Source organism: Klebsiella sp. HMSC16C06, from assembly GCF_001808325.1.
Classification (GTDB): Bacteria; Pseudomonadota; Gammaproteobacteria; order Enterobacterales; family Enterobacteriaceae; genus Klebsiella; species Klebsiella variicola.
Map to the genome: position 1 here is coordinate 154,564 of NZ_KV792984.1, position 23,274 is coordinate 177,837.

Consider the following 23,274-nt stretch of genomic DNA (forward strand, 5'->3'; position numbering starts at 1 on the left):
TTCGCTCCAGTTAGGTACTTTTATGTTACACCATGATATTCATGAAAAGCTACTGGCTTATACCGATAGAGAACTCGAACTGCTTCGCGCTAACTATCAACTGTGTCATAAATTCAAAAGCCATATGGAGCGAAGGTTTTTCAAAGACAACTACATTCATATTGAAAAGCAGACCCGATTTACTAAAATTCCGTTGCATTCTCATGGCTTTATCGAGCTTATTTATATATATCAGGGTAAAATGCATCAGAAGATTAATGAAGAAAGTCTCACTTTGGGTAAGGGTGAGATCCTGCTTATCAACCAGTTTGCCAGACACGAAATTGAAGCCGCAGGGCAGAATGATATTATCATCAATTTTATTATTAAGACCGAATTTTTCGGTCGACTTATGTCCCTTTTTGACGAAAATAACATCATTTCCCGTTTTATCCTTTCAGCAATTAATGGCAGAAAAAAACATGGAGAGCATATTCACTTTAAGGTGGGGGAAATCGACGCAATTCAAAACATTATGCATGTCATCATCAGCGAGATCTACAGTAATAATCACTTAAAAGAGATACGCGTCAATTTCCTGGTGGGCCTGTTGATGACCGAACTGCTCTCGAATGTGCAAGCCAGCGATTACCATATCAACGGCAGTTACAATGAATCACTTGCCATGGCGGTGTTGAGATATATTGATACAGATTATAAAACTGCCAGCCTGAAAGAGATCTCCTGTCGTTTAAATCAGCCTAATTATAAGGTGAGTAAACTGATAAAAGACTTCACCGGTAAGAACTTTAGCGATTTGTTGGTTGAAAAACGCCTGGATGTGTTGATCCATCTCCTTAAACATACTAATCACTCTATTATTGACGTTATTAATATGACGGGTTATGAAAACGCCTCGCATTGTTATAAAGTATTTAAAGAGAAATATAATATGAGTATTAAGGAGTATCGTGATCTGAACTCCTGAATAGTAAATTGGCTCACAGCGTTCATGCTATTGCATGTTTTTGTAATAAGTAAAATCGGCAACAGCCGATATATAAAAAGGCAAACTGGGTTATAACACGAGTGGCATTCTTTAAATAAAATCAGATAAGCAATAAAAATAATAATTTTATTTATTTTATATCTCTTACCCGATGGAGTCTGAAGAATGAACCCCAGAATTATTATTCCAGGTGTTATCTCATGTTTTCTGCCTGCGACCTTATGCCATGCGGCCAATCTAAGCGACGACGGCAGCTTCCAGTTAAATGGATATGGCATGGTGGCTGGAGATTTTCAGAGCGAACTAAACCGTCCCAAAAACATGTCATTGCATACCGACCCCACCGGACCTAATCAGGATCCTCGTGGCAAAATGGGCGATTTAGGAAACAGTTTCTGGCACGATTACTGGACATCGCTGGCTATCACTAAAAAATGGCAGGGTCTGGCTTCTCCTGAGCAATGGGCTGATTACACCTATGAAATGGTGGGTTACGGCGATAAAACGGTAGAAACGGCACAGAATTATGGGCGCTTTGGTGGACTCTCTTTTCTTCCCGAGGGCGCAAACATTTGGGCTGGGCGTCGTTACCTCGATCAACGTATTAATATCTTCGCTTACAATACCAAAGAAGTGCATATTGATTCCGGCCTCGGTTATAACAGTAAGAATTTTGATTTGAACGTTGGTACCGACCAGATCGACTGGTCCAGCGATACCGCGCCGCAGGCGATAGAAGGCTCGCGGCGCATCGTTGATATGGCTTATCGTATCGATCAGACAGAACTGGGTATGACCTATGTTAAAGAAATTGATGACCCATTGGGCACTGGCAAGCAGAAAGCAATTAGTTTTTCCGCGAAATACAGCATGCCGTCTTTTTGGGGAGTGGCAAAGGGACAATCGACAGTCAAATTACAGTATGGTAAAGGGGTTATTGCTCCTTATCTGAACACCAGTCGTATTACCGTCCTTAGCGAAGAGGGCGATTCTTCAATGCGTTTTTCCACCGATGGAAATTTGACGTTGTTTGATGATTTTGCCGTCTCGCCGGCTTTCATCTATGAATATACCAAGCGTGAAAAAACTGCTGACCGAACCACCTTTATACCTGATACAGGTTATTCAGGGGGGGACATGACCTATGGTTCCGCAAATGAAACCGGGATCTTTACCGGCGTAAACGTTAAACAAAATATTCATCACCAAAATCTCTCCATGTTGTATGAAGTCATGGTGAATAACACTATCAATAAAAATGGCGTCGAAGGTGCCAGCGGCGTCGGCTACAAAATTGCCGCCGGCCCGGCCCTGCAGCTGGATGTTTTACCGTATGTCGCGCCGATTCTCAGTTTGACGGTTACCTATGCAGGCGGGGACAAAGAGGTCACGTTATTGCCGGAAGACTCGGAGTGGCGAGTCGGGTATCGAATGGAAGTCTGGTTCTGAATCATTACTACATCACTACAGGATATTACCCTATGAACAAACACGTCGCTGCTATGCTGACGATGCTTATTATTCCGTCTGCTTTTGCGCAAACACCTTTAACAGACAGCAAAACTATCGTTATTAAACCCAGCGCTCTGGCCGTCGAGATGGTGCCTGATATTGCCTATTCATTTACGCAAAATATCATGGGACGACCGCTCCAGTTAACGATGGATTTGCTCAAGCCTTATGCTGATAAACCGTTACCCGCAGTAGTATTTATTACCGGCGGCGGCTTTCTCGATGCGCCCAAATCAAAATTTATCGGTCAGCGGGTCGATATTGCCCGGGCTGGTTATGTCGTCGCCAGCATTACCTATCGGGTCGTACCAAATGTGACTTTCCCGGGCATGGTTGAAGATGCGAAAACGGCGGTCAGATTTTTACGCGCCAATGCTGAAAAATTAGGCATCGATCCCAACCATATCGCTGTGATGGGCGAGTCGGCGGGTGGGTATTTAGCCGCCATGGTGGGTACCACCAGCGGCCATAAGGAATTCGACCAGGGAGAGTATTCAAGTCAAAGCAGCGATGTGCAGGCGGTGGTTGATCTCTATGGCCTGTCCGATCTGACGAAAGTCGGCGCTGACTTTTCTTCGGACATTCAAAAAGCGCATCAGTCACCGGCCATACCAGAGGCGATGCTGGTTAATGGTATTCCCTGGCAAGGCGGTGGCGCGATCTCCGCCTATCCCGAAAAGGCGAAACGAGCTAATCCCATCACCTGGATTTCGAATAAAACGCCGCCTTTTCTGCTAATGAACGGCGATGCCGACAATGTGGTTTCACCCAGCCAGTCAACGCTTTTACACGAGGCACTGGTAGCGAAAAAAATACCGTCCACCCATTACGTGGTGAAAGGGGCGGATCACGCAGGTTTGATGTGGTATCAGCCTGAAGTATCAAAAATTATTATTAATTTTTTAGACCAAAATCTCAAAGATAAGCATCAATAATACGTTACAGAAAAAGGTAAATAAGATGAAAAAAATATTTTTGTGCTGCGCTGCCGGCATGTCAACGAGCATGGTGATGAATAAAATGAAGCAAGCGGCCGCAGCGAAAGACATTGCTGTCGATATTATTGCTGTTTCAATGGATGATTTTGACCGCACGTTACCAAATTACGATTGTTGTCTTTTAGGACCGCAGATTAAATATAAATTCGAAGAATTTAACAAAAAGGCCGCTGCGGTGGGTAAGAGAGTCGCCGTTATCGATAGCATGGATTACGGTATGATGCGTGGCGATAAAATTCTTGCTGCGGCGCTGGCGCTGCTGGATGAACGTTCACTCAACAAGTAGGGAAACCGTATGGATATGGAAGCAACCGTCATGGAACTCATCATTAACGCCGGTGAGTCCCGCAGTCTGGCGATGCAGGCGCTGCAAGCCGCCAGAAAAGGAGTGTGGCAGGACGTTGATAGGCTGATGCAGGACGCCGCAGATGCCGCAAAACGCGCGCATGATGTACAAACCATGCTTATCGGTATGGATGAGGGCTGTGGCAAAGTACCGGTTAATCTTATTCTGGTACATGCCCAGGATCATATAATGACTTCTATGCTCGCGCGGGAGTTGATCGCGGAGCTTATTGAGGTTCAGCGCCAGCTGCAACATCGCAACTGATAAAATATGTCGCCGCCTGCAGCTCCGGCGGCGACCGCCATCAAATATTCTCCAGTCGAATGCCCCGCGTTCTGGGGCCGAAGATCCCTACCGACAGCATCACCATCAGCATACTGACGACGATAAAGCTAATCACCCCCGGCGTGCCGGCGTATTGCAGAATAATGCCGATCAGGATGCTGGTCACCGCGGTGGAGAGCCGGCTGAACGAGTAGCAGAAGCCGACGGCGCGGGCGCGAATATGGGTCGGGAAGACCTCGGCCTGGTAGGCGTGGTAGCTGATGGTCAGCCAGGCGTTGGACCAGGTGATCATAAACCCGCAGATCACCAGCAGAATCGGGCTGTTTTGCAGGGCGAACAGGGTCCCGAAGATGACAGTCATCAGCGCGGAGAGGACAATTTGCCACTTGTTCTCAAAGCGATGCACGAAGCGGGTGCAGAACAGGCAGCCCAGCGGATAGGCGAGGGTGATAAAGAAGGCGTACAGCAGACTGTGAGTGATGCTGGCCCCCTGACCGGAGAGCAGCGCCGGCAGCCAGTTGCCAAAGCCGAAGAAGCCGATCGCCTGGAAGAAGTTCATCACCATCAGCATCAGGGTGCGCTGCCGATACTGCGGCGCCCAGATTTCGCGGAAGGTGCCGCGTTTGACGACGCTCTGTGCCGCATGCGCATGCTTCGGCGACGGCGTCAGGCCACAGCGGGCTTCCATCTCACTCATCACCGCATGCGCGTCATCATGCCGCCCTTTGCTTTCCAGCCAGCGCGCTGACTCCGGCAGCTTTTTGCGGATAAACCAGATCGCCAGCGAGAACAGCGCGCCAAAGATGATCACCCAGCGCCAGCCGCTGAGGCCGAAGAGGGTGGTTGGCACCAGCATCCAGGACATCAGCGCCACCGCCGGAACCGACAGGAACTGGATGAAGAAAGCGAAAGCAAACGCTTTATTGCGCAGATGGGTTGGCATCCATTCGCTGAGATAGGTGTCAATGGTCACCAGCTCAATACCGAGGCCGATCCCCACCAGAAAGCGGAAAAAGATCACCCCTTCCGCGCTGCTCTGCGTCGCCATCAGCAGCGAAAAGAGGCCGTACCAGGCGAGCGCCACCATAAACGTCAGACGTCGCCCCAGCCTGTCCGCCAGCGGCGCCAACAGACTGGCGCCAATAAACAGCCCCATAAAGGTGGCGGAGGCAAAAGCCGCCTGATCGGCAATCCCGAATATCCCCGCCTGCCCGGTGTGGAAAATCCCGTCGGCCAGCAGCCCTGCGCTGATATACCCGGTCTGGAACAGGTCGTAGAGCTCGAAGAAGCCACCGAGGGAGAGCAGGGTGATAAACGACCATAAACCGAAGGAGGCGGGCAGCGCATCAATGCGTCCGGTTAAGCTGGCGTGCGGTTGTCCTGGCGAGGCATAAGGCGCGCCGCCGAGAACCTGGGTGGTAGACATGGTGTTGTATTCCTCAGGATGAATGGTTTGCCTGCTAATGTTAATTGATTGTTAATAGTTTTATATTTTTAATCCTACGCGTTAGCTGCAATCTTTAGCGCAAGATATCGCGGTACACCATGAAAAATGAGATTCATGCTAGTTTTCGCCGCATGCCAGGCGAAGAATTGAAGTAAATCACCGCGGACGGTATTTCCCGTTGTGCGATTCGCCAACCCGCAGGAAAGCGGCTAGAATGGCCTCCTCGCAGGAGGTTATAAGAATGTTAAAAGAGGGATTTATGGCGTCGTATTCAGATCAGCCAGAGATGGCGACTGAGTTTCGCTTTACCCGTGTGATGGCCGAGCAGGCGGCGCGGGCGCGTCTGACGCTCGATGACGATCAGTTGTCGCTGATCGCTCGCCTGGATGCTTTGGGCCAGCAGCTGTTGTCCGCGGCGGGTACGCCGCAGGGGTTGTACGTCTGGGGGCGGACCGGGCGGGGGAAAAGTTTTATCCTCGACCACTTTTTTGCCAGCCTGCCGCTCGCCGCCCGGCGGCGGGTCCATTTTCATCACTTCTTCCGCGAGCTACATCAGCGGCTGAATGCCCCCGGCGCGCCCGACCTGCAGGCGGTGATGAGGCAGATGACTTCCGGCTGTCGCCTGCTGTGCTTCGACGAATTTCATCTTCACGACCCTGGCGACGCGATGCTGATCAAGGTCTTACTGGAGCATCTCTTTCAGCGCGGCATTGTGCTGTTGGCGACGTCAAACTATCCGCCGGAGATGCTGCTGCCCAATCCGCTGTATCACGATCGTTTTTTACCGTCGATCGCGCTGATCCGCGCCCACCTGGCGGTCGTCGCGCTGAACGGTGAGGAGGATTATCGCCAGCGTCATCTGAGCGTCGATAATGCCTTCTGCAGCGGGCGGATGTGGGTTAATCCGAATGCACAACAGCGTCAGCTGTATGACCTGCCGTCGCTGTCTGCCGAACCGGTTTCGCTGACGGTAGGTTATCGCACCCTGCTGGCGGCCGCGGCATCACCCACTCTGCTCCACTTCACCTTTGCCCAGCTCTGTCAGGCCGCCACGGCGGTGATGGACTATCTGACGCTCAGCGAAAGCTATACGGTTTGGTTACTGGATGAAGTGCCGCCGCTGGCTACGGTGGGGCCGGCGGCCCAGCAGCGCTTTATCAACGTGATCGATGTGCTGTATGAAAAGCAGATCCGCCTGCTGCTGGTAACCTGCTGCGATCTGGAGACGCTGGTGGCCGGGGTGGAACTGGAGGATATTCAGCGTACGCGGAGTCGCCTGCAACAGTTGCCGCGGGCGGTATAAGCAAAACGCCCCGGCGGGTGCCGGGGCGGGGAGATTACAGGTCGAAGCGGTCGAGATTCATCACCTTGGTCCAGGCGGCGACGAAGTCATGCACCAGCTTCTGCTGCCCGTCGGCGCAGGCGTATACTTCCGCCAGCGCGCGCAGTACAGAGTTGGAACCAAACACCAGATCCACGCGGGTGGCGCTGTACTTCGCCTCGCCGGTTTTACGGTCGCTGCCGGTAAACAGCTCCGCGTGGTCATCGGCCGCTTTCCAGACGGTGGCCATATCCAGCAGGTTGACGAAGAAGTCATTGCTGAGCACGCCGACGCGGTCGGTGAACACTCCGTGTTTGCTGCCGTCGTAGTTCGCGCCCAGTACGCGCAAGCCACCGACCAGCACGGTCATTTCCGGGGCGGTTAGCGTGAGCTGCTGGGCTTTATCGATCAGCAGCGTTTCCGTCGATACACCGCCTTCGATACGGCGATAGTTGCGGAAGCCATCCGCCAGCGGCTGCAGCAGGTCAAACGACTCGACGTCGGTCTGCTCAGGCAGGGCGTCGACGCGGCCTGGGGTAAACGGCACGTTAACGCTGACGCCGGCGGCAGCGGCCGCCTGCTCAACGCCGACCACGCCAGCCAGCACGATGATATCGGCTAACGACGCTTTGCCGGAGGCACGCTGGATCGCCTGCAGAGTCGGCAGCACCCGGCTGGCGATAGCATTGACCGGCCAGTCTTTCTGCGGAGCGAGGGCCAGGCGTGCGCCGTTAGCGCCGCCGCGCTTATCGCCGCCGCGGAAGGTGGAGGCGGAAGCCCAGGCGACCGAAACCAGCTCACTGACCGACAGGCCGGCGCCGGCGATGGCGGTTTTCAGACTGGCGATATCCTCAGCGCTCGGCTGGTGAGTCGCTGCCGGCAGCGGATCCTGCCAAATCAGATCTTCTTTCGGCACTTCCGGACCGAGGTAACGGGATTTTGGCCCCATATCACGGTGGGTCAGCTTGAACCACGCCCGGGCAAACGCCTCGTTAAAGGCCTGCGGATCGTTGAGGAAGCGGCGGGAGATCTTTTCAAACTCCGGGTCGAAGCGCAGGGTCAGGTCGGTGACCAGCATGGTCGGTTTGCGCTTTTTCCCCGGATTAAACGGATCCGGGATAATTTCCGGCGCATCTTTGGCTTCGAACTGGATAGCGCCAGCCGGGCTGCGGGTCTGCACCCATTCATATTTAAACAGGTTCTCGAAGAAGTAGTTGCTCCACTGGGTGGGCGTCTGCGTCCAGACCACTTCCAGACCGGAGGTGATGGCATCCGCACCTGCGCCGCTGCCGTAGCTGGAGTGCCAGCCCAGACCCTGCGCTTCCAGTGGGGCGGCTTCCGGCTCGGCGCCGACGTGGCTGGTTTCGGCGGCGCCGTGGGTTTTGCCCAGCGTATGGCCGCCGGCGATCAGGGCGACAATCTCTTCATCGTCCATCGCCATATTGCCGAAGGTGGCGCGAATGGCCGCTGCGGCGGACAACGGCTCGCCGCTGGCGTTCGGTCCCTCCGGGTTAACGTAGATCAGCCCCATTTCGGTGGCGCCGATGGCCTGTTTGGCCAGGCTTTCCGGGTGACGGTGGGCCAGCCACTCTTTCTCATCGCCCCAGTCGACGTCCAGATCCGGTTCCCAGACATCTTCACGACCGGCGCCAAAGCCAAAGGTGCGGAAGCCGGCGTTTTCCAGAGCGACGTTACCCGCCAGCATGTAAAGGTCGGCCCAGGAGATTTTCTGGCCATATTTCTGTTTTACCGGCCACAGCAGGCGACGGGCTTTATCGAGACTGACGTTGTCTGGCCAGGAGTTCAGCGGCGCAAAGCGCTGCTGCCCACGGCCTGCGCCGCCGCGACCGTCAACGGTGCGGTAGGTGCCGGCGCCGTGCCAGGCCATGCGAATAAACAAGCCAATATAGCTACCCCAGTCTGCCGGCCACCACTCTTGCGAGTCGGTCAGCAACGCTCTGAGGTCAGCTTTCAGTGCGGAGTAGTCGAGCTTTTTAAACTCTTCCCTGTAGTTAAAATCCTCACCCAACGGGTTGGAACGACTGGAGTGCTGGTTCAGCAGATCGACACGCAGCTGGTTAGGCCACCAGTCGCGGTTGCCGGTGCCGCTGCCGGCGCTCTGTTTTGGCGTCTCGGCGTGGAAAGGGCACTTTCCGGCGGATGCGTTGTTGGATGGGTCGTTAGACGTGCTCATATCAGGCTCCGTTTGCTTTTGTGAATGCCATTACGATATACACTGCTACCAATAAGCGATATTTGAATGAGTCTACAGATTTAATAGCTAATTCCGTTCAACGAAGGGTAAACATCCCCTTATATGACCAGGCAGACCTGGCGGTTAGTATAAACCTCACCATTAACCATAGACGTAACGAGACGGCAAAGGAAACGATCTGCGTCAATCAGGGAGCCGGAATGCTAATTGTTTGAGATATGACAATTTTCCTGCGAGAAAAGGATGAGGGCTGTCCGTTGCGCGAGCGTAACGAATGTCCGGTACGGGGGTTGTTGGCGGACACAGAATAAGCTAATACTTAGGCACCATGTGACTGGCGCTGAAGACAGAATACTGTCGGGGAGCATGGTCGACGTCGCCGCGCGCCTGGGCATTACCGATAGCTGGAGATAAGTTATGCCTGAATTCGCTTCATTAATGGCCTTTGCCGCGGTGGCGCTGGGGTTGGTGTTAACCCCAGGCCCCAACATGATGTATCTCACTTCGCGTTCGATTTGCCAGGGAAAACGCGCTGGCTTTATCTCCCTTGCCGGCGTGGCCGTGGGATTTTTCTTCTATATGTTGTGTGCCGCTTTCGGCATCACCGCGTTGGTTTTCGCGGTTCCATACGCCTACGATGCCTTGCGTTTATGCGGGGTCGCTTATTTGCTCTATCTGGCGTGGCAGGCGATCAAACCGGGAGGGCGGCCGATATTTGCGGTGCGCGACTTACCCGCGGACAGTGGGCGTAAGCTGTTTCTGATGGGATTCCTCACCAGCCTGGCGAACCCCAAAGTTGCCATCCTGTATCTGTCCCTGCTGCCGCAGTTTATCACCCCCGGACTCGGCAGCGTGCTCAGTCAGTCGTTAATATTAGGCTGTACCCAGGTGATCATCAGCGTGGCGGTGAACGGCATGATTATCTTGCTGGCCGGGCAGGTGGCGTTATTTCTTAGTCGGCGGCCGGGCTGGCAACAATTTCAACGCTGGCTGATGGCGACGGTACTGGCGGGAATGGCGGTTAAGATCGCTTTTGAGGCCAGAAAATAAGCGGGTTGATCGTGTAAACAGATGCCAGCCGTCCCCGTTGCTGGCTAACCTCGCACTCTGATGCCTTTCTCCTGCACAGAAAGGCTTCCCACGCTCTAACATGCTGAAACATTTCTGCCAGATCATTAGCAACCTTTCAGTAGGGCTGGCGCCGCGATAAGGCTATGCTTCCCGGCCGTTACGCTGTTGGCTTTTCTTGTGATTCAGGTGATGTACCGCTAATGCCCCTTTTGAGAGATGAAATTCGCGACCACTCCGCGGAAGAGATGCTGTTTATCCGCCGGGCCGCAATTGCTTTTCTGCTGGTGGTGGTCTGCTTTGGCGTGCTGATCGCCAACCTCTACCATCTGCAGGTGGAGCAGCATGATTTCTACCAGACCCGATCGAACCAGAACGACATTAAGATGCTGCCCATCGCCCCCAGCCGCGGGCTGATATTCGATCGCAATGGCATTCCGCTGGTGCAGAACATTACCCTGTATCGCCTGCAGGTGATCCCGAGCAAAATTCCCGATATGGCCGCGCTGCTGCAAAGCCTGACGCCGATCGTCGACCTGACGCCGGATGACATCGCCAGCTTCCGCGACGATATGCACCACAACAGCCGCTATAAAGCGGTGACGCTGAAGTCCGACCTCAGCGACGTGGAGGTGGCGCGCTTCGCGGTTAACGAATTCCGTTTCCCCGGCGTGACGGTGGAGAGCTATCAGCAGCGCGAATACCCGTACGGCGCCGAGCTGGCGCACGTGGTGGGCTATGTGTCGAAAATTAACGACAACGACCTGCAGCGGCTGGCGAAAGACGGCGAAGAGGAGAACTATGCTGCCGACCACAATATCGGCAAGCAGGGGATCGAGGGCTATTACGAAAAAGCGCTCCACGGCACCACTGGCTATCAGGAAGTGGAGGTGGATAACCACGGCCGGGTGGTGCGTCTGCTGAAAGAGGTACCGCCGGTGGCCGGGAAAAACCTCTATCTGACCCTCGACCTGCACCTGCAGCAGTATATTGAGTCGGTGCTGAAGGGGCAGCGCGCGGCGGTGGTGGTGGTCGATCCCCGGGATGGCGGCGTGCTGGCGATGGTCTCCAGCCCCAGCTACGATCCTAATCCGTTCGTCAAAGGCATCGGCTATCAGGCCTATAAATCGCTGCTCGATAATCCGGACCGGCCGCTGATCAACCGCGTCACCCAGGGGCTGTATCCCCCGGCCTCGACGGTGAAGCCCTATATGGCGCTGTCGGCGCTCTCCGCAGGGGTCATCACCCCGAACACCACCTTCTTCGGCGCGCCGACGTGGACGCTGCCGGGCACGCAACGCCGCTACCGCGACTGGCTGAAGACCGGCCACGGGATGCTCAACGTGACCAAAGCCATCGAAGAGTCGGCTGACACCTTTTTCTATCAGGTCGCTTTCGAGATGGGCATTGACCGGATCCATGAGTGGCTGAGCAAGTTTGGTTACGGCCAGTCCACCGGCATCGACCTTAATGAGGAGTATGCCGGCGTACTGCCCAGCCGGGAGTGGAAACAGCGGGTGCATAAAAAGCCCTGGTATCAGGGGGACACCATCTCGGTCGGCATCGGCCAGGGGTACTGGATCGCCACGCCAATTCAGATGGTGAAGGCGCTCACCACCCTGCTGAACAATGGCAAGGTGCAGGATCCGCATCTGCTCTATTCGATGAAGCAGGGCAACCATGTGGAACGTTATCAGCAGCCGGCGAACCTGCCGCAGGTGGGCGATCCGAAATCGCCGTACTGGGGCATTGTGCGCAACGGCATGTATGGGATGGCGAATCTGCCCAACGGCACCGGCTACAAGCTGTTCCATACCGCGCCGTACCAGATCGCGGCGAAGTCCGGCACCTCGCAGGTGTTCAGCCTGAAGCAAAACCAGACCTATAACGCCAAAATGATCCCGGTGCGTCTGCGCGACCATATCTTCTATACCCTGTTTGCCCCTTATCAGCATCCGAAGGTGGCGATGGCGCTGATCCTGGAGAACGGCGGCGGGGATGGGGTGGTGGCCGGACCGACGGCGCGCGCCATTCTGGACCACATCTTTGTTCCGCAGCAGGCGTCATCCGCGGCGGCTGACGTGCCGCAGCGTGACAGCGCCGATGCCCAGTAAGCGGCTGGACTTATTCCGGACGCGCATCGTTCATAGATATTGGTTATTTGTCCCGCGGCTTTCCGGGCGGCATAGTGATGGCAGGAACATGACCCGGAGCGAGGAGGAAGGGTGACACGTAACCGATTATTGCTGGTTCAGACCGGCACGCCGCCGGCAGCCATCCGCGAGGAGCATGGCGATCTGCCGCACTGGTTCCGTACGCTGCTGGCGCCGTGGCAGGCGCAGCTGACCGCGGTGCGGGTGTTTGAAGATGAACCGCTGCCGGCGCCGGATCGCCAGACCGTGGCGGTTCTCACCGGTTCGTGGGCAATGGTGTCCGATCGCCTGGCATGGAGCGAACGGACCGCCGACTGGATCCGTCAGGCGGTGGCTATCGGCATGCCGCTGTTCGGCGTCTGCTATGGTCATCAACTGATGGCCCATGCGCTGGGCGGTGAGGTGGCTTACCATCCTGCCGGGCGGGAAAGCGGCAGCAAAACGATTGCGCTTTCGCCGTGGGGTGTCGATGACCCGCTGCTGAGCGGCCTGCCAGCGACATTCCCCGCGCATTTGAGCCATTTGCAAACCGTGACCCGTTTGCCGGAGGGGGCTACCGTGCTGGCCGCATCCTCCCACGATCCCCACCAGATTGTGCGCTACGGGCCGCAGGCGGTCTCCACGCAATTTCACCCGGAATTCACCGCGCCGATTGCCCGCTCGCTGATCCGCTACCGGGAGGCGGTGCTGCAGGCGGAAGGCATCGACCCACAACAGTTACACGACGAGGTCCAGGAGAGCCCGCAGGCCGCGGCGATCCTCACCCGCTTCGTCAGCGACTTTCTGACCCCGGATGCCCCCGGCCATTAACTCCCTGTCGTGAACAGCACTCGCCAGCGACGACGCCGGCGGGTCATCTCACGCCACAGGGCGACCACCTCTTCAACGCGCAGCGCGTCAGCCGCCTGCGGCGTCACCCCCGGCAAGTTATACTCCTGGCGCAGCGCGTCCAGGGCGCGCACCTTCGGCGGTACCCGGGAGCGGGCCTGAGCGGCCAGCCGCTGCTGTAACAACCTGAAGGTCGCCTCATCCATGGGGTCCAGCTGGCGCAGAAAGGTTTTACAGCAGCGGAGGAGTTCTCCGGGACGGCGTTCCGGGGACTGGAGCGCCATCAGCAGCCCATCGCGATCGGCAACGCGCTGATAGCGGCAGCTCACCACATAGCCTATCTGCTGCTCCACCCGCAGGCGCTGGAAAAACGGCGGCTCGCAGAACTGCGCCAGCACCCGCAGGGCCGCCAGCGAAGCGCCTTCCGGCAGCGGAAGAAAGACCAGTAGCGCCGTGTCGCCCCGGGGATAAGCCAGCCGCTCGACGCCGCCGCGGCAGGGGGCCGGAGCGGGCATCGGCGGATTAACCGGGACGGTAAGCCGGCTCAGCTGACGCGCTACCCACTGCGCATCTTCCGCGCTGCCGCCAATCAGGGCCGCCAGCCAACCTTCCTGGTGCGCTGACGTACCCAGCCGTTCGGGGAGCTGGGCCATGAGATGACGGATCGCAATACTCTCCGGCGGTGGGGGCAGCGGGGCGACCAGGAGCGCGAGCTGCCGCACGATGGCCTGCAGAATCGCCTCCGGCCGTTGGCCGGACGCAGGCAACTGCAGGATCAGCTGCCAGCTGCCGTCGAACAGATGCCACTCGCCGTGTCCCCCGGCATGGCGCAGGGCGGCAAGAAATGGACGCAGCTGTTCCCCGCGCGCCAGCCCTTCGGCCGGCGTGGGCGAGCAGTAGAAGGGCGGTCGCAGCAGGAGCGTCGGCGGCTCTCCCGGTGACGGGAGGTGACGCAGTGGCGCGGCTTCCGCCGGGCTTTCGGCCACGAGCTCGCCAGCGGCCTGCGGATAAAAAGCGAATGCCAGCGCCGGGTCAGAGACCGGACGTGGCGACCAGCGGCTGAGCGGCAGGCTAAAGCCCTGGGTGGCTACCGTTGCTCCGGGGGGCTGCGTCTGGCAGGCCAGGCTGACCGTGGGGGCGGCCAGCAGGGCGGCGCAAAAATCGGCGAACCCGGTGGGCGGCGCCCCGGGGGCAAAGCCGAATGCCCGCTGGCGCAGCTGATCGAGGGGCGACAGCGCCTGAAAACGGCGCCGGGACAGCTGATAGTAGTGTTGCTGCTGCTCAGGCGTCGTCTGCTGTAGCGCCTGCAACCAGTGGGTTATCTGCCGGTCGACCTGTTCCGGCCGGTCGCTGGCGAAAATCAGCGCCAGCCAGCCGAAGTGCTGATCCTGATACAGCCAGTTCAGCGCCACGTCCTCGGCCATCCCGCGCTGGCGCAGGCCGGCCATCAGGCTACCGGGGGCTTCATCCAGCAAAAACTCGCGCAGTAACGTGACATTGTCACTTAAGGCGATCAGCGGGCAGCGCCACAGCGCGGGCTGGCTGGAGACGGCCAGCTGCAGTTGAGGGGGCTCGCCCAGAGTGAGCGGCGGCGCTGGCGGCGGTGCCTCGCCCGGGGCAAGCCCGGTGGCGAAACGGGTCGCCAGTTCGCCGAGCACCTCCAGCGACTGCGGCCCCTGCAGCCAGAGTTGCATCCGGCGGGCGACGTAGTGGCTGCGGTGAAAGTCACGTAAGGCCGCCTGTAGCGCGAGGAAATCCTCCCCCAGCGACCCGGCGTCGCCGACCTGAAAGCGGCGAAACGCCGCGGGCGCGATGGCGGCGTGACGCACGGCGGCTTCCCGTCGCGACAACTCATGCTGTTGGATCAGGCGGTTTTCGGCGTCGATAACCGCGACTTCGCGTTGAATATCGTCCCTGAGCAGCAGCGGCGCCTGCAGCATCTCCTGCAGGCGCGCGACGCCGTCAGCCAGATCCTCGGCGGCGACCTCGAAAAAGAAAGCGCTGTGGCGGGACAGGGTGGTGGCATTCACATTCCCTGCCTGGCGCTGCACCCAGCTCATCAGCCGTTCATCATTGCGGTAGCGCTCACCGCCGTAAAACAGCAGGTGTTCCAGCAGGTGCGCCAGACCGGGGAAGCACGACGGTTCATGGTGGCTGCCGGCGGCAACCCGCACCAGGGCCGCCGCGCGATCGGCCTGCGGCTGATGAACCAGGGTAGCCTGCAGGCCGCCCGGCAGAGTGACAGTGCGGGTCGCCAGCGTCATTACAGTTCCCGGGTTTTGTAGATCAGCTGCGAGCGGGTACGGTTGCGGAACTGCAGCTGGTTGACTTTGATGTCGCTGCAGGCCGCTTCGCGCCGGGCCTCAAGGATTTTGTGATGATGTGGGGATTTGCTGCACACCGGGTCGGCGTTATCGGCGCTGCCGGTCAGCATAAAGGCCTGACAGCGGCAGCCGCCGAAGTCTTTCTCTTTTTCATCACAGGAGCGGCACGGCTCCGGCATCCAGTCATACCCGCGATAACGGTTGAAGCCGAACGAGTCATACCAGATCGATTCCAGACTCTGCTCCAGCACCGACGGGAACGCCACCGGCAGCTGGCGCGCGCTGTGGCACGGCAACGCAGTGCCTTCCGGAGTGACGCTGAGGAAAATCGATCCCCAGCCGCCCATACAGCCTTTCGGGCGTTCCTCGTAATAGTCCGGGGTGACGAACAGCAGGTTGGTGAGGTTTCCGCTGGCGGCCATTTTCTGCCGGTAATCGGCGACCACCTGCTCGGCGCGGGCGATCTGTTCCCGGGTCGGCAGTAACCCCTCGCGATTAAGAAACGCCCAGCCGTAAAACTGGCAGGTGGCGAGCTCGACGTCATCGGCCTCCAGCTCAATGCACAGCTCGATAATTTTATCGAGCTGGTCGATGTTGTGCCGGTGGAGGACGAAGTTCAGCACCATCGGGTAGTCGCGCGCTTTTACCGCTCTGGCCATCGCCAGCTTCTGCTGGAAGGCTTTTTTATTGCCGGCGAGAGCGGCGTTGAGCACCTCATCGCTGGCCTGGAAGCTAATCTGGATATGGTCCAGTCCGGCCTCGCTGAAGGCGTCGAGTTTGCTCTCGGTTAGCCCAATTCCCGAGGTGATCAGGTTGGTATAGAACCCGAGGTCGCGCGCGGCGCGGATCAGCTCCGGCAGATCTTTACGGGTCAGCGGCTCGCCGCCGGAAAAGCCCAGCTGTACGCTGCCCATCGCTCGCGCCTGGCGAAAGACCTCGATCCATTGTTCGGTGGTCAGCTCCTTTTCCTGCCGGGCGAAGTCCAGCGGATTGGAACAGTAGGGACACTGCAGCGGGCAGCGGTAGGTCAGCTCCGCCAGCAGCCACAGCGGCGGATTGACGGCGGGTTTATTCTGGCTCACGGCAGGTGATCCACTTCTGTTGACAGGCGATCTGCAGGAACTCGACGACGTCGTCATCGACGCCGCCGGCTTCCGGGAAACGTTCGTTAAGCATGGCGATAATCGCCGCAACGTCGCGCCGGCCATCGACCAGCTCGAGGATCGCCGCGGCGGTCTCATTGAGTTTAGCCATTCCCTCCGGATAGAGGATCACATGGCTCTCCTGGGCGGCTTCCCACTGCAGTCGGTAGCCGCGACGAAAGGCAACGATGGACGTTTTTTGCATGATTACACCAGTCGGGTCGTGTGCCAGGCCGCCTTGTCGGTGACCGTGTGATAGGGCGGGCGCTGCAGAGCGTAGGCCATGGTCATGGCATCGAGCATCGACCACAGGATGTCGAGCTTAAACTGCAGGATCTCCAGCATCCGGTTCTGTTTTTCAGCGCTGTCACAGTAGGTCTTCGCCAGCGCCAGACCATGCTCAACGTCGCGGTTAGCCTGGCTCAGACGACTGCGGAAGTAAAAATAGCCTTCCTCTTTGATCCACGGATAGTGCTGCGGCCAGCTGTCGAGGCGCGACTGATGGATCTGTGGGGCGAACAGCTCGGTCAGGGAGCTGCAGGCCGCCTCCTGCCAGCAGGCGCGACGAGCGAAATTAAGATAGGCATCCACCGCGAAGCGCACGCCGGGCAGCACGTGACGCTCGCTGAGCAGGTCGTCGCGGCTCAAACCGACCGCTTCCCCCAGCCGCAGCCAGGCTTCAATCCCGCCATCTTCGCCGTGGCTACCGTCGTGGTCGAGGATCCGCTGCACCCATTTGCGCCGGGTCTGCGCATCCGGGCAGTTGGCCATAATCGCCGCGTCTTTCAGCGGAATGGTGGTCTGGTAATAAAACCGGTTCGCCACCCAACCCTGAATTTGCTCGCGGGTCGCTTCGCCGTTATGCATGGCGATGTGGTAAGGGTGGTGAATATGGTAGAAGGCGCCTTTAGCCCGCAGAGCCTCTTCAAAGGCCTGCGGCGACAGCGTGTCGGTGATCAGCATGCGGTATCCTGAAGGGTGATTGCCATCCCGTCCCAGCTCACTTCAATCCCCTGTTGCGTTAGCGCCTGGCGCTGGGGAGACTGTTCGTTAAGGATCGGGTTGGTGTTATTAATATGAATGAGAATTTTGCGTTTTGCCGGCAGGGAGGCCAGCAAGGCCATCATCCCGTGCTCATCGCTGAGCGCCAGGTGTCCCATATCGCGACCGGTATTGCGCCCGACGCCGGCGGCCTGCAGCTCGTCATCCTGCCAGACGGTGCCATCGATCAGCAGACAGTCCGCTTTTTGCAGCCACGGCAGAAGGGCTTCATCCGGCTCACCCAGCCCCGGGGCATAGAACAGCGTCTGCCCGTTGCGGCGGTTTTCGATAAACAGCGCCACGTTATGGCCCGGCAGCGGCCGGTCGCGATACGGCGAATAGGGCGGCGCGTTGCTGGCGATAGGCACGGCGGTAAACTGCAAATCAGGGCAGGCGTCAACGGTAAAAGGCTGCTGCGGCGCGATGGGATGATGCACCAGGCCGCCGTTCCAGTGTCGCAGCATGGTAAACACCGGGAAGCCGGTGGAGAGATCCTCATGAACCTCCGGCGTGCACCACACCTGGTGCGGGCAGCCTTCGCGCAGGCTCAGCAACCCGGTGGTGTGGTCTATCTGGCTGTCGGTGAGAATAATGCCGCCGATAGACGTCCCGCGCAGTACGCCGGGTTTATTTAACTCGGGGGTATGGGCAATCTGCTGGCTGATATCCGGCGAGGCATTGCACAGCACCCACTCTTGGCCGTTATCGCTGAAGATGATCGACGACTGGGTGCGGGCGCTGGCCTGAATGGTGCCGTTGCGCAGACCCTGACAGTTGGCGCAGTTGCAGTTCCATTGCGGGAAACCGCCGCCGGCGGCGGAGCCGAGGACTTTAATGAACATGAAGACGGACCGGGTAATGAATGAAGGTGCCCGCGCGAACGGCGGGCGGGGCGATTAACGGTTAGAAATGTACAGCGTCACTTCCAGACCGAGACGTAAATCGATAAAAGCAGGTTTCTTCCACATGTTGTGTTCCTCTTAAAAATGACGACAGGCCTCACGGATAATGCTGGATCTGTGACGGCCGCCGCATATTGCGCTTCACCGGGAGAGAGATCAACCCGGAATCTGTAAGGAATTAACTTTATGTTTACAATATAACCTATTGTTGCCAAACCTTTTTTAATACCCGCAGCCAGTTGTTCCACAGCAGCTTATCCAGCACCAATTGATCATAGCCATTGTCCCGCAAGGCATTGATAAGCCGCGGTAAGCCGGCCACATCCCCCAGCTCGTCGGGCAGGGTGATGCCGTCAAAATCCGAGCCGAGAGCCACATGATCCTCACCCATTATGTTAATAAGATAGTCGATATGCCGGACAATGGTGGTTATGGGCGTGTCGCTGTCGCGCCGTCCGTCGGCGCGCAGGAAAGCATTGCCGAAATTGACGCCCACTACGCCTCCGCTGTCGCGGATCGCCCGCAGTTGCCGGTCGGTCAGATTGCGCGGCTGTGGGCACAGGGCGTGGGCATTAGAGTGGGTGGCCACCAGTGGGGCGGTGGAGTGGTGGGCGGTATCCCAAAAGGCCTGTTCATTCATGTGCGAAACATCGATCTGCATCTTCAGGGCGTTGGCCTGAGCGATGAGCGCAATGCCCTCGCGAGTGAGACCCGGCCCGCTGTCCGGGCTGCCGGGAAAGGCGCCGGTGACCCCGCAGCCGAAGCGATTGGCGATGTTCCAGAACGGACCAATGCTGCGCACCCCGGCGCGATAAAAGGCCTGCAGATCTTCGCCTTGCGCGTCGAACCCGCCAGCACCTTCGATGTGCGCCACCATCGCCAGCGCGTTATCCTGGCGACAGCGTTCGATATCCGCCGCGCTCAGGCACAGCCGCGCGCGACTGGCGTCATGGGCGCAAATCGCCTTGAGGATAGCCAACTGCTGCCAGAGGATCGCCCGCGGATCCCACGCCTCGCTGGCGTACTGCGGCGCCACGCGGGCGATATACTCCTGCGGCGGCACAAAGAGGGCGAACAGGCCGCCGGCCAGCCCGCCCTGGCGGATACGCGGATAGTCGAGATGGCCGTTTTCTATCCCGGCAAAGAAGGCGCTTACCGGATCCTCACGATGGTGAAGCCAGAGATTCAGCAGCAGGTCATTGTGACCATCAAAAATCGCCATAGCGGGTTCCTGCGTTCTTAAGTGGTGAAAAATGCCTGCCACGGTAACGGATTTATCTCCTGGGGCAAGCATAAATTCACATGCCCGCAACAATTGCCAACCTCAACTCTGTATCACACTGTATCTCGCGGCGCAGCGCTGACATTAAGAGATAAAAATGGCCCCGGTCGGGCACATGGCAGATACAAATTTCCGCTTTACTGGTCACGTACTCTCTTGATGATGATAAAAGGTGAGAAAGTGATGAACAGATTATCCCTGATCCGCTATACCAGCGCCGCGGCGCTGGGGTTATCCACCCTGTGGTCCGCTACCGTTTGCGCCGCGGAAGACGCGGGGGCGTTCGACAAGATCCACCAGATCCGCGCCGGCGACCTGAATATAGGCTACGTGGATATCGGCCCGCGCGACGGCCAGCCGGTGATCCTGCTGCACGGCTGGCCCTACGATATTCAGAGCTATGCTCAGGTGGCGCCGGTTTTAGCGCAGAAGGGTTACCGGGTCATTGTGCCGTATCTGCGCGGCTACGGCACGACCCGTTTCCTCTCCGCCAGCACGCCGCGTAACGGTCAGCCGTCGGCGATGGCGGCCGATATTGTCCATCTGATGGACGCCCTGAACATCAGGCAGGCGGATCTGGCCGGCTTTGACTGGGGCGCGCGCACGGCGGATATCGTCGCCGCGCTGTGGCCGCAGCGGGTGAAATCCCTGGTCTCGGTGAGCGGGTATCTGATCAGCAGTCAGCAGATTGGCGAAAAACCGCTGCCGCCGCAGGCGGAGCTGTCGTGGTGGTATCAGTTCTATTTTGCCACCCCGCGCGGCGAAGCCGGTTACCGGCAGAACACCCACGACTTTGCGAAATTTATCTGGCATCAGGCGTCGCCGCAGTGGCAATTCAGCGACGCGACTTTTGCCAGAACCGCCCGGGCGCTTGATAACCCGGACCACGTGGCGATCACCATCAGCAACTACCGCTGGCGCCTGGGGCTGGAGAAGGGGGAAGCGAAGTATGCCGGCTATGAACAACGGCTGGCGGCGCTACCGCCGATAACCGTGCCCACCATCACCCTTGAAGGGGCGAATAACGGCGCGCCGCATCCGGCTCCCGCCAGCTACCGGGCTAAATTTACCGGGAAATATGAACACCGGGATCTGCAGGGGGCGGTGGGCCATAATCCGCCGCAGGAGGACCCGGCAGACTTTGTCCAGGCGGTGGTGGACGCCGATCGTTTGTAACCCGCACCTTGCCGGCGGCGCGACGTTGCGCTTCCGGCAACACGGCTTATGCTTGTGAAGAGTTTATTTTGCCGCAGGAGCACCCTTTGGAGCGTATTGACCACATCCTGGTCGTCGATGACGACCGCGATATTCGGGAACTGATTGTCGACTATCTGGAAAAATCGGGATATCGCGCCAGCGGCGCGGCGAACGGCAAAGCCATGTGGTCGGTGCTCAAAAATCATCAAATTGACCTGATTGTGCTGGATATCATGATGCCGGGCGAGGACGGCTTAACGCTCTGCCGCCAGCTGCGCGCCAACCCGCAGCAGGATATTCCGGTGCTGATGCTCACCGCCCGCACCGACGACAGCGACCGGATCCTCGGCCTGGAAATGGGGGCTGATGATTATCTGATTAAACCCTTTGTGGCCCGCGAACTGCTGGCGCGCATCAAAGCCATTTTACGCCGCACCCGGGCGCTGCCGCCCAATCTGCAGATCACCGAGGCGGGCAGGCTGATCGCCTTTGGCGACTGGCTGCTCGACACTGCCGCCCGCCACCTGCTGGATGAAAGCGGCGCCATCGTCGCCCTCAGCGGGGCGGAGTATCGGCTGCTGCGGGTGTTTCTCGACCACCCCCAGCGGGTGCTGAACCGCGATCAGCTGCTGAATCTGACCCAGGGACGCGACGCGGAACTGTTTGAGCGGTCAATTGACCTGCTGGTGAGCCGACTGCGCCAGCGGCTACGGGAGGATGCCCGCGAGCCGGCCTACATTAAAACGGTGCGCAGCGAAGGCTATGTGCTGTCGGTGCCGGTCTCCATCCGCGAGAGGCATGAATGAGGTTTTGGCCCGCCTCGCTGCAGTCGAGGCTGATGGCGCTGCTGTTTCTGGCGCTGCTGCTGGCGAATACTTTAACCCTGTCGCTGCTGTTTTATGAGCGCATGAGCAGCGCTCGCAGCGTGATGCTGGGCAATCTGGCTTCCGATGTCGCCACCAGCGTGGCTATCCTTGACCGCCTGCCGGCCGCTGAGCGCCCACAGTGGCTGCCGAAGCTGGCGCGCGGCAATTATCGCTATCTGCTGGGCTCCGGCGAGCGCGGCGACTACCCGGACAGCTGGCGCGCCCGGGACGCAGCCCGCTCCCTGCAGGAGGCGCTGAGCGCGCAGTACCCGGTAAGTATTGTGACGATCCCCGGCCCGCGGCAGCATATTCAGGCCCATATTACCCTCCACGACGGCGCCCCGTTGACTCTCGATCTGTGGCCGAAGCTACCGGCCATCGCCCGCTGGCTGCCGGTGGTGCTGATCGCTCAGTTTGTTCTCCTGCTGGCCTGCGCCTGGTATGCCGTTCGCCAGGTGTTGCTGCCCATCACCCGTTTTACCCGCGCAGTGGACGCCCTTGAACCGGCCAGCGACACGGCGGGAACCATGGCCGAGCAGGGGCCGGAAGAGGTCCGCCGTGCCGCTCGCGCGTTTAACGCGATGCAGGCGCGCATCCACGACCATCTGCAGGAGCGGGCGCGGATCCTCGCCGCTATCTCCCACGATCTGCAAACCCCGATCACCCGAATGAAGCTGCGGGTGGAGATGGCCGACCAGCCGGAACTGCGCGATAAGCTGCTGCAGGATCTCGACAATATGACCCGCCTGGTGCGGGAGGGCATCGCCTTCGCCCGCACCTCGCAGCCGCTGGCGGAGGCGCGCCAGCGGCTGAACCTTGACGCCTTTCTCGACACCATCGTCTGCGATTATGCCGATGTCGGCCGGCCGGTGCGTTTTTGCCCGGAGGAGACCGCCGGGGTGGTGTCGATCCCACCGCAGGCCCTGCGCCGGGTGATGACCAACCTTATCGATAACGGGCTGAAATTCGGCACCACGGTCACGGTAACCCTGACCCGCGACGCCGCCGGGGATGTCACCCTCCATGTACTGGATGAGGGACCGGGGATCCCGGAGGCCGCGCTACAGGCGGTGCTGCAGCCTTTTTATCGTCTGGAGGACTCGCGCAATCGCGATACCGGCGGCACCGGTCTGGGGCTGGCGATCGCTGCGCAGCTGGTCAGCCAGATGAACGGCGCACTGCGCCTGGCCAACCGCCCGCAGGGCGGCCTGGACGCCAGCGTTTGCCTTGCCGCGGCGGGATTGTATCCTGCTGTATCTCCGGCGCAGACGGATAACTAAGCCGACAATTCTCCCCCTTTCCCGACACATTCGCCTTACATGGCCTTGCGGTAATGTCGTGGCTGCCACTCCCGGCAGC

20 protein-coding genes, 1 pseudogene and 1 riboswitch are annotated in these 23,274 nt (G+C 58.6%); of the genes and pseudogenes, 12 read left to right on the forward strand and 9 right to left on the reverse strand.

From position 1 onward, the window contains the following. Positions 1–22: 22 nt before the first annotated feature. From HMPREF3142_RS03080 to HMPREF3142_RS03100, 5 genes and pseudogenes are all read left to right on the forward strand, one after another. Positions 23–967: an AraC family transcriptional regulator gene (locus HMPREF3142_RS03080; RefSeq protein ID WP_004180047.1), complete on the forward strand. Its 945-nt coding sequence runs from the start codon at positions 23–25 to the stop codon at positions 965–967. A gap of 186 nt (positions 968–1,153) precedes the next feature. Further along, a complete protein-coding gene (locus HMPREF3142_RS03085) occupies positions 1,154–2,437 on the forward strand; it encodes a carbohydrate porin (protein WP_070611552.1) in 1,284 nt (427 codons plus the stop codon). Between the two features lie 32 nt (positions 2,438–2,469). After that, positions 2,470–3,425 (forward strand): annotated as a pseudogene (locus tag HMPREF3142_RS03090) (alpha/beta hydrolase fold domain-containing protein). A gap of 35 nt (positions 3,426–3,460) precedes the next feature. Beyond that, positions 3,461–3,784, forward strand: coding sequence for a PTS sugar transporter subunit IIB (locus HMPREF3142_RS03095; RefSeq protein ID WP_070611556.1), 324 nt, complete (start codon positions 3,461–3,463; stop codon positions 3,782–3,784). Positions 3,785–3,793: 9 nt separating this feature from the next. Continuing rightward, complete coding sequence (locus HMPREF3142_RS03100; protein WP_004180041.1) at positions 3,794–4,108, forward strand: PTS lactose/cellobiose transporter subunit IIA; 315 nt, start codon at positions 3,794–3,796, stop codon at positions 4,106–4,108. Positions 4,109–4,148: 40 nt separating this feature from the next. On the opposite strand, the gene HMPREF3142_RS03105 is transcribed toward HMPREF3142_RS03100, so the two are convergent. Next, entirely contained in the window at positions 4,149–5,555 is a 1,407-nt protein-coding gene (locus HMPREF3142_RS03105; RefSeq protein WP_032754473.1) for an MFS transporter, read from the reverse strand. 307 nt (positions 5,556–5,862) lie between these two features. Between HMPREF3142_RS03105 and zapE the strand changes: the two genes are divergently transcribed. Next, positions 5,863–6,879 carry a cell division protein ZapE gene (gene zapE / locus HMPREF3142_RS03110; RefSeq protein ID WP_110184324.1) on the forward strand — a complete coding sequence of 339 codons (1,017 nt, stop codon included), beginning with the start codon at positions 5,863–5,865 and terminating at the stop codon, positions 6,877–6,879. A 34-nt stretch (positions 6,880–6,913) separates the two neighbouring features. Here the strand turns inward: zapE and katG are convergent, their stop codons facing one another. Further along, on the reverse strand, positions 6,914–9,091 hold the full coding sequence (katG, locus tag HMPREF3142_RS03115; RefSeq protein WP_012541632.1) for a catalase/peroxidase HPI: 2,178 nt from the start codon (positions 9,089–9,091) through the stop codon (positions 6,914–6,916). A gap of 341 nt (positions 9,092–9,432) precedes the next feature. After that, a riboswitch (ZMP/ZTP riboswitch) is annotated at positions 9,433–9,512 on the forward strand. Between the two features lie 17 nt (positions 9,513–9,529). Between katG and HMPREF3142_RS03120 the strand changes: the two genes are divergently transcribed. From HMPREF3142_RS03120 to HMPREF3142_RS03130, 3 genes are all read left to right on the forward strand, one after another. Beyond that, the gene (locus HMPREF3142_RS03120; protein ID WP_023340204.1) at positions 9,530–10,162 is read left to right on the forward strand and encodes a LysE family translocator; all 633 of its coding nucleotides are present in this window, start codon (positions 9,530–9,532) and stop codon (positions 10,160–10,162) included. A gap of 221 nt (positions 10,163–10,383) precedes the next feature. After that, a complete protein-coding gene (gene mrdA, locus HMPREF3142_RS03125; protein WP_016161111.1) occupies positions 10,384–12,294 on the forward strand; it encodes a penicillin-binding protein 2 in 1,911 nt (636 codons plus the stop codon). Positions 12,295–12,405: 111 nt separating this feature from the next. Then, positions 12,406–13,143 carry a glutamine amidotransferase gene (locus HMPREF3142_RS03130; RefSeq protein WP_008804776.1) on the forward strand — a complete coding sequence of 246 codons (738 nt, stop codon included), beginning with the start codon at positions 12,406–12,408 and terminating at the stop codon, positions 13,141–13,143. Here the strand turns inward: HMPREF3142_RS03130 and pqqF are convergent. The 7 genes from pqqF to HMPREF3142_RS03160 form a co-directional block, all read right to left on the reverse strand. Beyond that, on the reverse strand, positions 13,140–15,425 hold the full coding sequence (gene pqqF / locus HMPREF3142_RS03135; RefSeq protein ID WP_070611559.1) for a pyrroloquinoline quinone biosynthesis protein PqqF: 2,286 nt from the start codon (positions 15,423–15,425) through the stop codon (positions 13,140–13,142). The two genes, HMPREF3142_RS03130 and pqqF, sit on opposite strands and share 4 nt — an antisense overlap. Then, positions 15,425–16,567 (reverse strand): pyrroloquinoline quinone biosynthesis protein PqqE, encoded by a 1,143-nt coding sequence (gene pqqE, locus HMPREF3142_RS03140; RefSeq protein ID WP_012968140.1) that lies wholly within the window; start codon positions 16,565–16,567, stop codon positions 15,425–15,427. The genes pqqF and pqqE overlap by 1 nt, the downstream gene beginning before the upstream one ends. After that, positions 16,554–16,832 carry a pyrroloquinoline quinone biosynthesis peptide chaperone PqqD gene (gene pqqD, locus HMPREF3142_RS03145; protein ID WP_008804779.1) on the reverse strand — a complete coding sequence of 93 codons (279 nt, stop codon included), beginning with the start codon at positions 16,830–16,832 and terminating at the stop codon, positions 16,554–16,556. Before pqqD ends, pqqE begins: the two co-directional genes overlap by 14 nt. 2 nt (positions 16,833–16,834) lie before the next feature. After that, a complete protein-coding gene (gene pqqC, locus HMPREF3142_RS03150) occupies positions 16,835–17,590 on the reverse strand; it encodes a pyrroloquinoline-quinone synthase PqqC (RefSeq protein ID WP_008804780.1) in 756 nt (251 codons plus the stop codon). Then, complete coding sequence (gene pqqB / locus HMPREF3142_RS03155; protein WP_070611561.1) at positions 17,584–18,510, reverse strand: pyrroloquinoline quinone biosynthesis protein PqqB; 927 nt, start codon at positions 18,508–18,510, stop codon at positions 17,584–17,586. The genes pqqC and pqqB overlap by 7 nt, the downstream gene beginning before the upstream one ends. Positions 18,511–18,564: 54 nt before the next feature. Beyond that, positions 18,565–18,636, reverse strand: a complete 72-nt coding sequence (gene pqqA, locus HMPREF3142_RS27320; protein ID WP_002905689.1) for a pyrroloquinoline quinone precursor peptide PqqA — start codon at positions 18,634–18,636, stop codon at positions 18,565–18,567. Between the two features lie 136 nt (positions 18,637–18,772). After that, positions 18,773–19,792, reverse strand: coding sequence for a dipeptidase (locus tag HMPREF3142_RS03160; RefSeq protein ID WP_012968141.1), 1,020 nt, complete (start codon positions 19,790–19,792; stop codon positions 18,773–18,775). 243 nt (positions 19,793–20,035) lie between these two features. Here HMPREF3142_RS03160 and HMPREF3142_RS03165 point away from each other — a divergent pair, with 243 nt between their 5' ends. The 3 genes from HMPREF3142_RS03165 to HMPREF3142_RS03175 all read left to right on the forward strand — a co-directional run bounded on the left by HMPREF3142_RS03165 (position 20,036) and on the right by HMPREF3142_RS03175 (position 23,195). Next, positions 20,036–21,028 carry an alpha/beta fold hydrolase gene (locus tag HMPREF3142_RS03165; protein WP_012968142.1) on the forward strand — a complete coding sequence of 331 codons (993 nt, stop codon included), beginning with the start codon at positions 20,036–20,038 and terminating at the stop codon, positions 21,026–21,028. An 86-nt stretch (positions 21,029–21,114) separates the two neighbouring features. Continuing rightward, complete coding sequence (locus HMPREF3142_RS03170; RefSeq protein WP_064176111.1) at positions 21,115–21,855, forward strand: response regulator; 741 nt, start codon at positions 21,115–21,117, stop codon at positions 21,853–21,855. Then, on the forward strand, positions 21,852–23,195 hold the full coding sequence (locus HMPREF3142_RS03175) for a sensor histidine kinase (RefSeq protein WP_064176110.1): 1,344 nt from the start codon (positions 21,852–21,854) through the stop codon (positions 23,193–23,195). The genes HMPREF3142_RS03170 and HMPREF3142_RS03175 overlap by 4 nt, the downstream gene beginning before the upstream one ends. Positions 23,196–23,274 lie beyond the last annotated feature (79 nt).

What these genes read in the sequence shown, in the direction of transcription:
- katG (WP_012541632.1), bottom strand. Translation starts at nt 9,091, where the DNA reads ATGAGCACGTCTAACGACCCATCCAACAACGCATCCGCCGGAAAGTGC.
- HMPREF3142_RS03080 (WP_004180047.1), top strand. Translation starts at nt 23, where the DNA reads ATGTTACACCATGATATTCATGAAAAGCTACTGGCTTATACCGATAGA.
- HMPREF3142_RS03095 (WP_070611556.1), top strand. Translation starts at nt 3,461, where the DNA reads ATGAAAAAAATATTTTTGTGCTGCGCTGCCGGCATGTCAACGAGCATG.
- pqqB (WP_070611561.1), bottom strand. Translation starts at nt 18,510, where the DNA reads ATGTTCATTAAAGTCCTCGGCTCCGCCGCCGGCGGCGGTTTCCCGCAA.
- HMPREF3142_RS03175 (WP_064176110.1), top strand. Translation starts at nt 21,852, where the DNA reads ATGAGGTTTTGGCCCGCCTCGCTGCAGTCGAGGCTGATGGCGCTGCTG.
- zapE (WP_110184324.1), top strand. Translation starts at nt 5,863, where the DNA reads ATGGCGACTGAGTTTCGCTTTACCCGTGTGATGGCCGAGCAGGCGGCG.
- HMPREF3142_RS03120 (WP_023340204.1), top strand. Translation starts at nt 9,530, where the DNA reads ATGCCTGAATTCGCTTCATTAATGGCCTTTGCCGCGGTGGCGCTGGGG.
- HMPREF3142_RS03165 (WP_012968142.1), top strand. Translation starts at nt 20,036, where the DNA reads ATGAACAGATTATCCCTGATCCGCTATACCAGCGCCGCGGCGCTGGGG.
- pqqC (WP_008804780.1), bottom strand. Translation starts at nt 17,590, where the DNA reads ATGCTGATCACCGACACGCTGTCGCCGCAGGCCTTTGAAGAGGCTCTG.
- pqqD (WP_008804779.1), bottom strand. Translation starts at nt 16,832, where the DNA reads ATGCAAAAAACGTCCATCGTTGCCTTTCGTCGCGGCTACCGACTGCAG.
- pqqF (WP_070611559.1), bottom strand. Translation starts at nt 15,425, where the DNA reads ATGACGCTGGCGACCCGCACTGTCACTCTGCCGGGCGGCCTGCAGGCT.
- HMPREF3142_RS03105 (WP_032754473.1), bottom strand. Translation starts at nt 5,555, where the DNA reads ATGTCTACCACCCAGGTTCTCGGCGGCGCGCCTTATGCCTCGCCAGGA.
- HMPREF3142_RS03085 (WP_070611552.1), top strand. Translation starts at nt 1,154, where the DNA reads ATGAACCCCAGAATTATTATTCCAGGTGTTATCTCATGTTTTCTGCCT.
- mrdA (WP_016161111.1), top strand. Translation starts at nt 10,384, where the DNA reads ATGCCCCTTTTGAGAGATGAAATTCGCGACCACTCCGCGGAAGAGATG.
- HMPREF3142_RS03160 (WP_012968141.1), bottom strand. Translation starts at nt 19,792, where the DNA reads ATGGCGATTTTTGATGGTCACAATGACCTGCTGCTGAATCTCTGGCTT.
- HMPREF3142_RS03100 (WP_004180041.1), top strand. Translation starts at nt 3,794, where the DNA reads ATGGATATGGAAGCAACCGTCATGGAACTCATCATTAACGCCGGTGAG.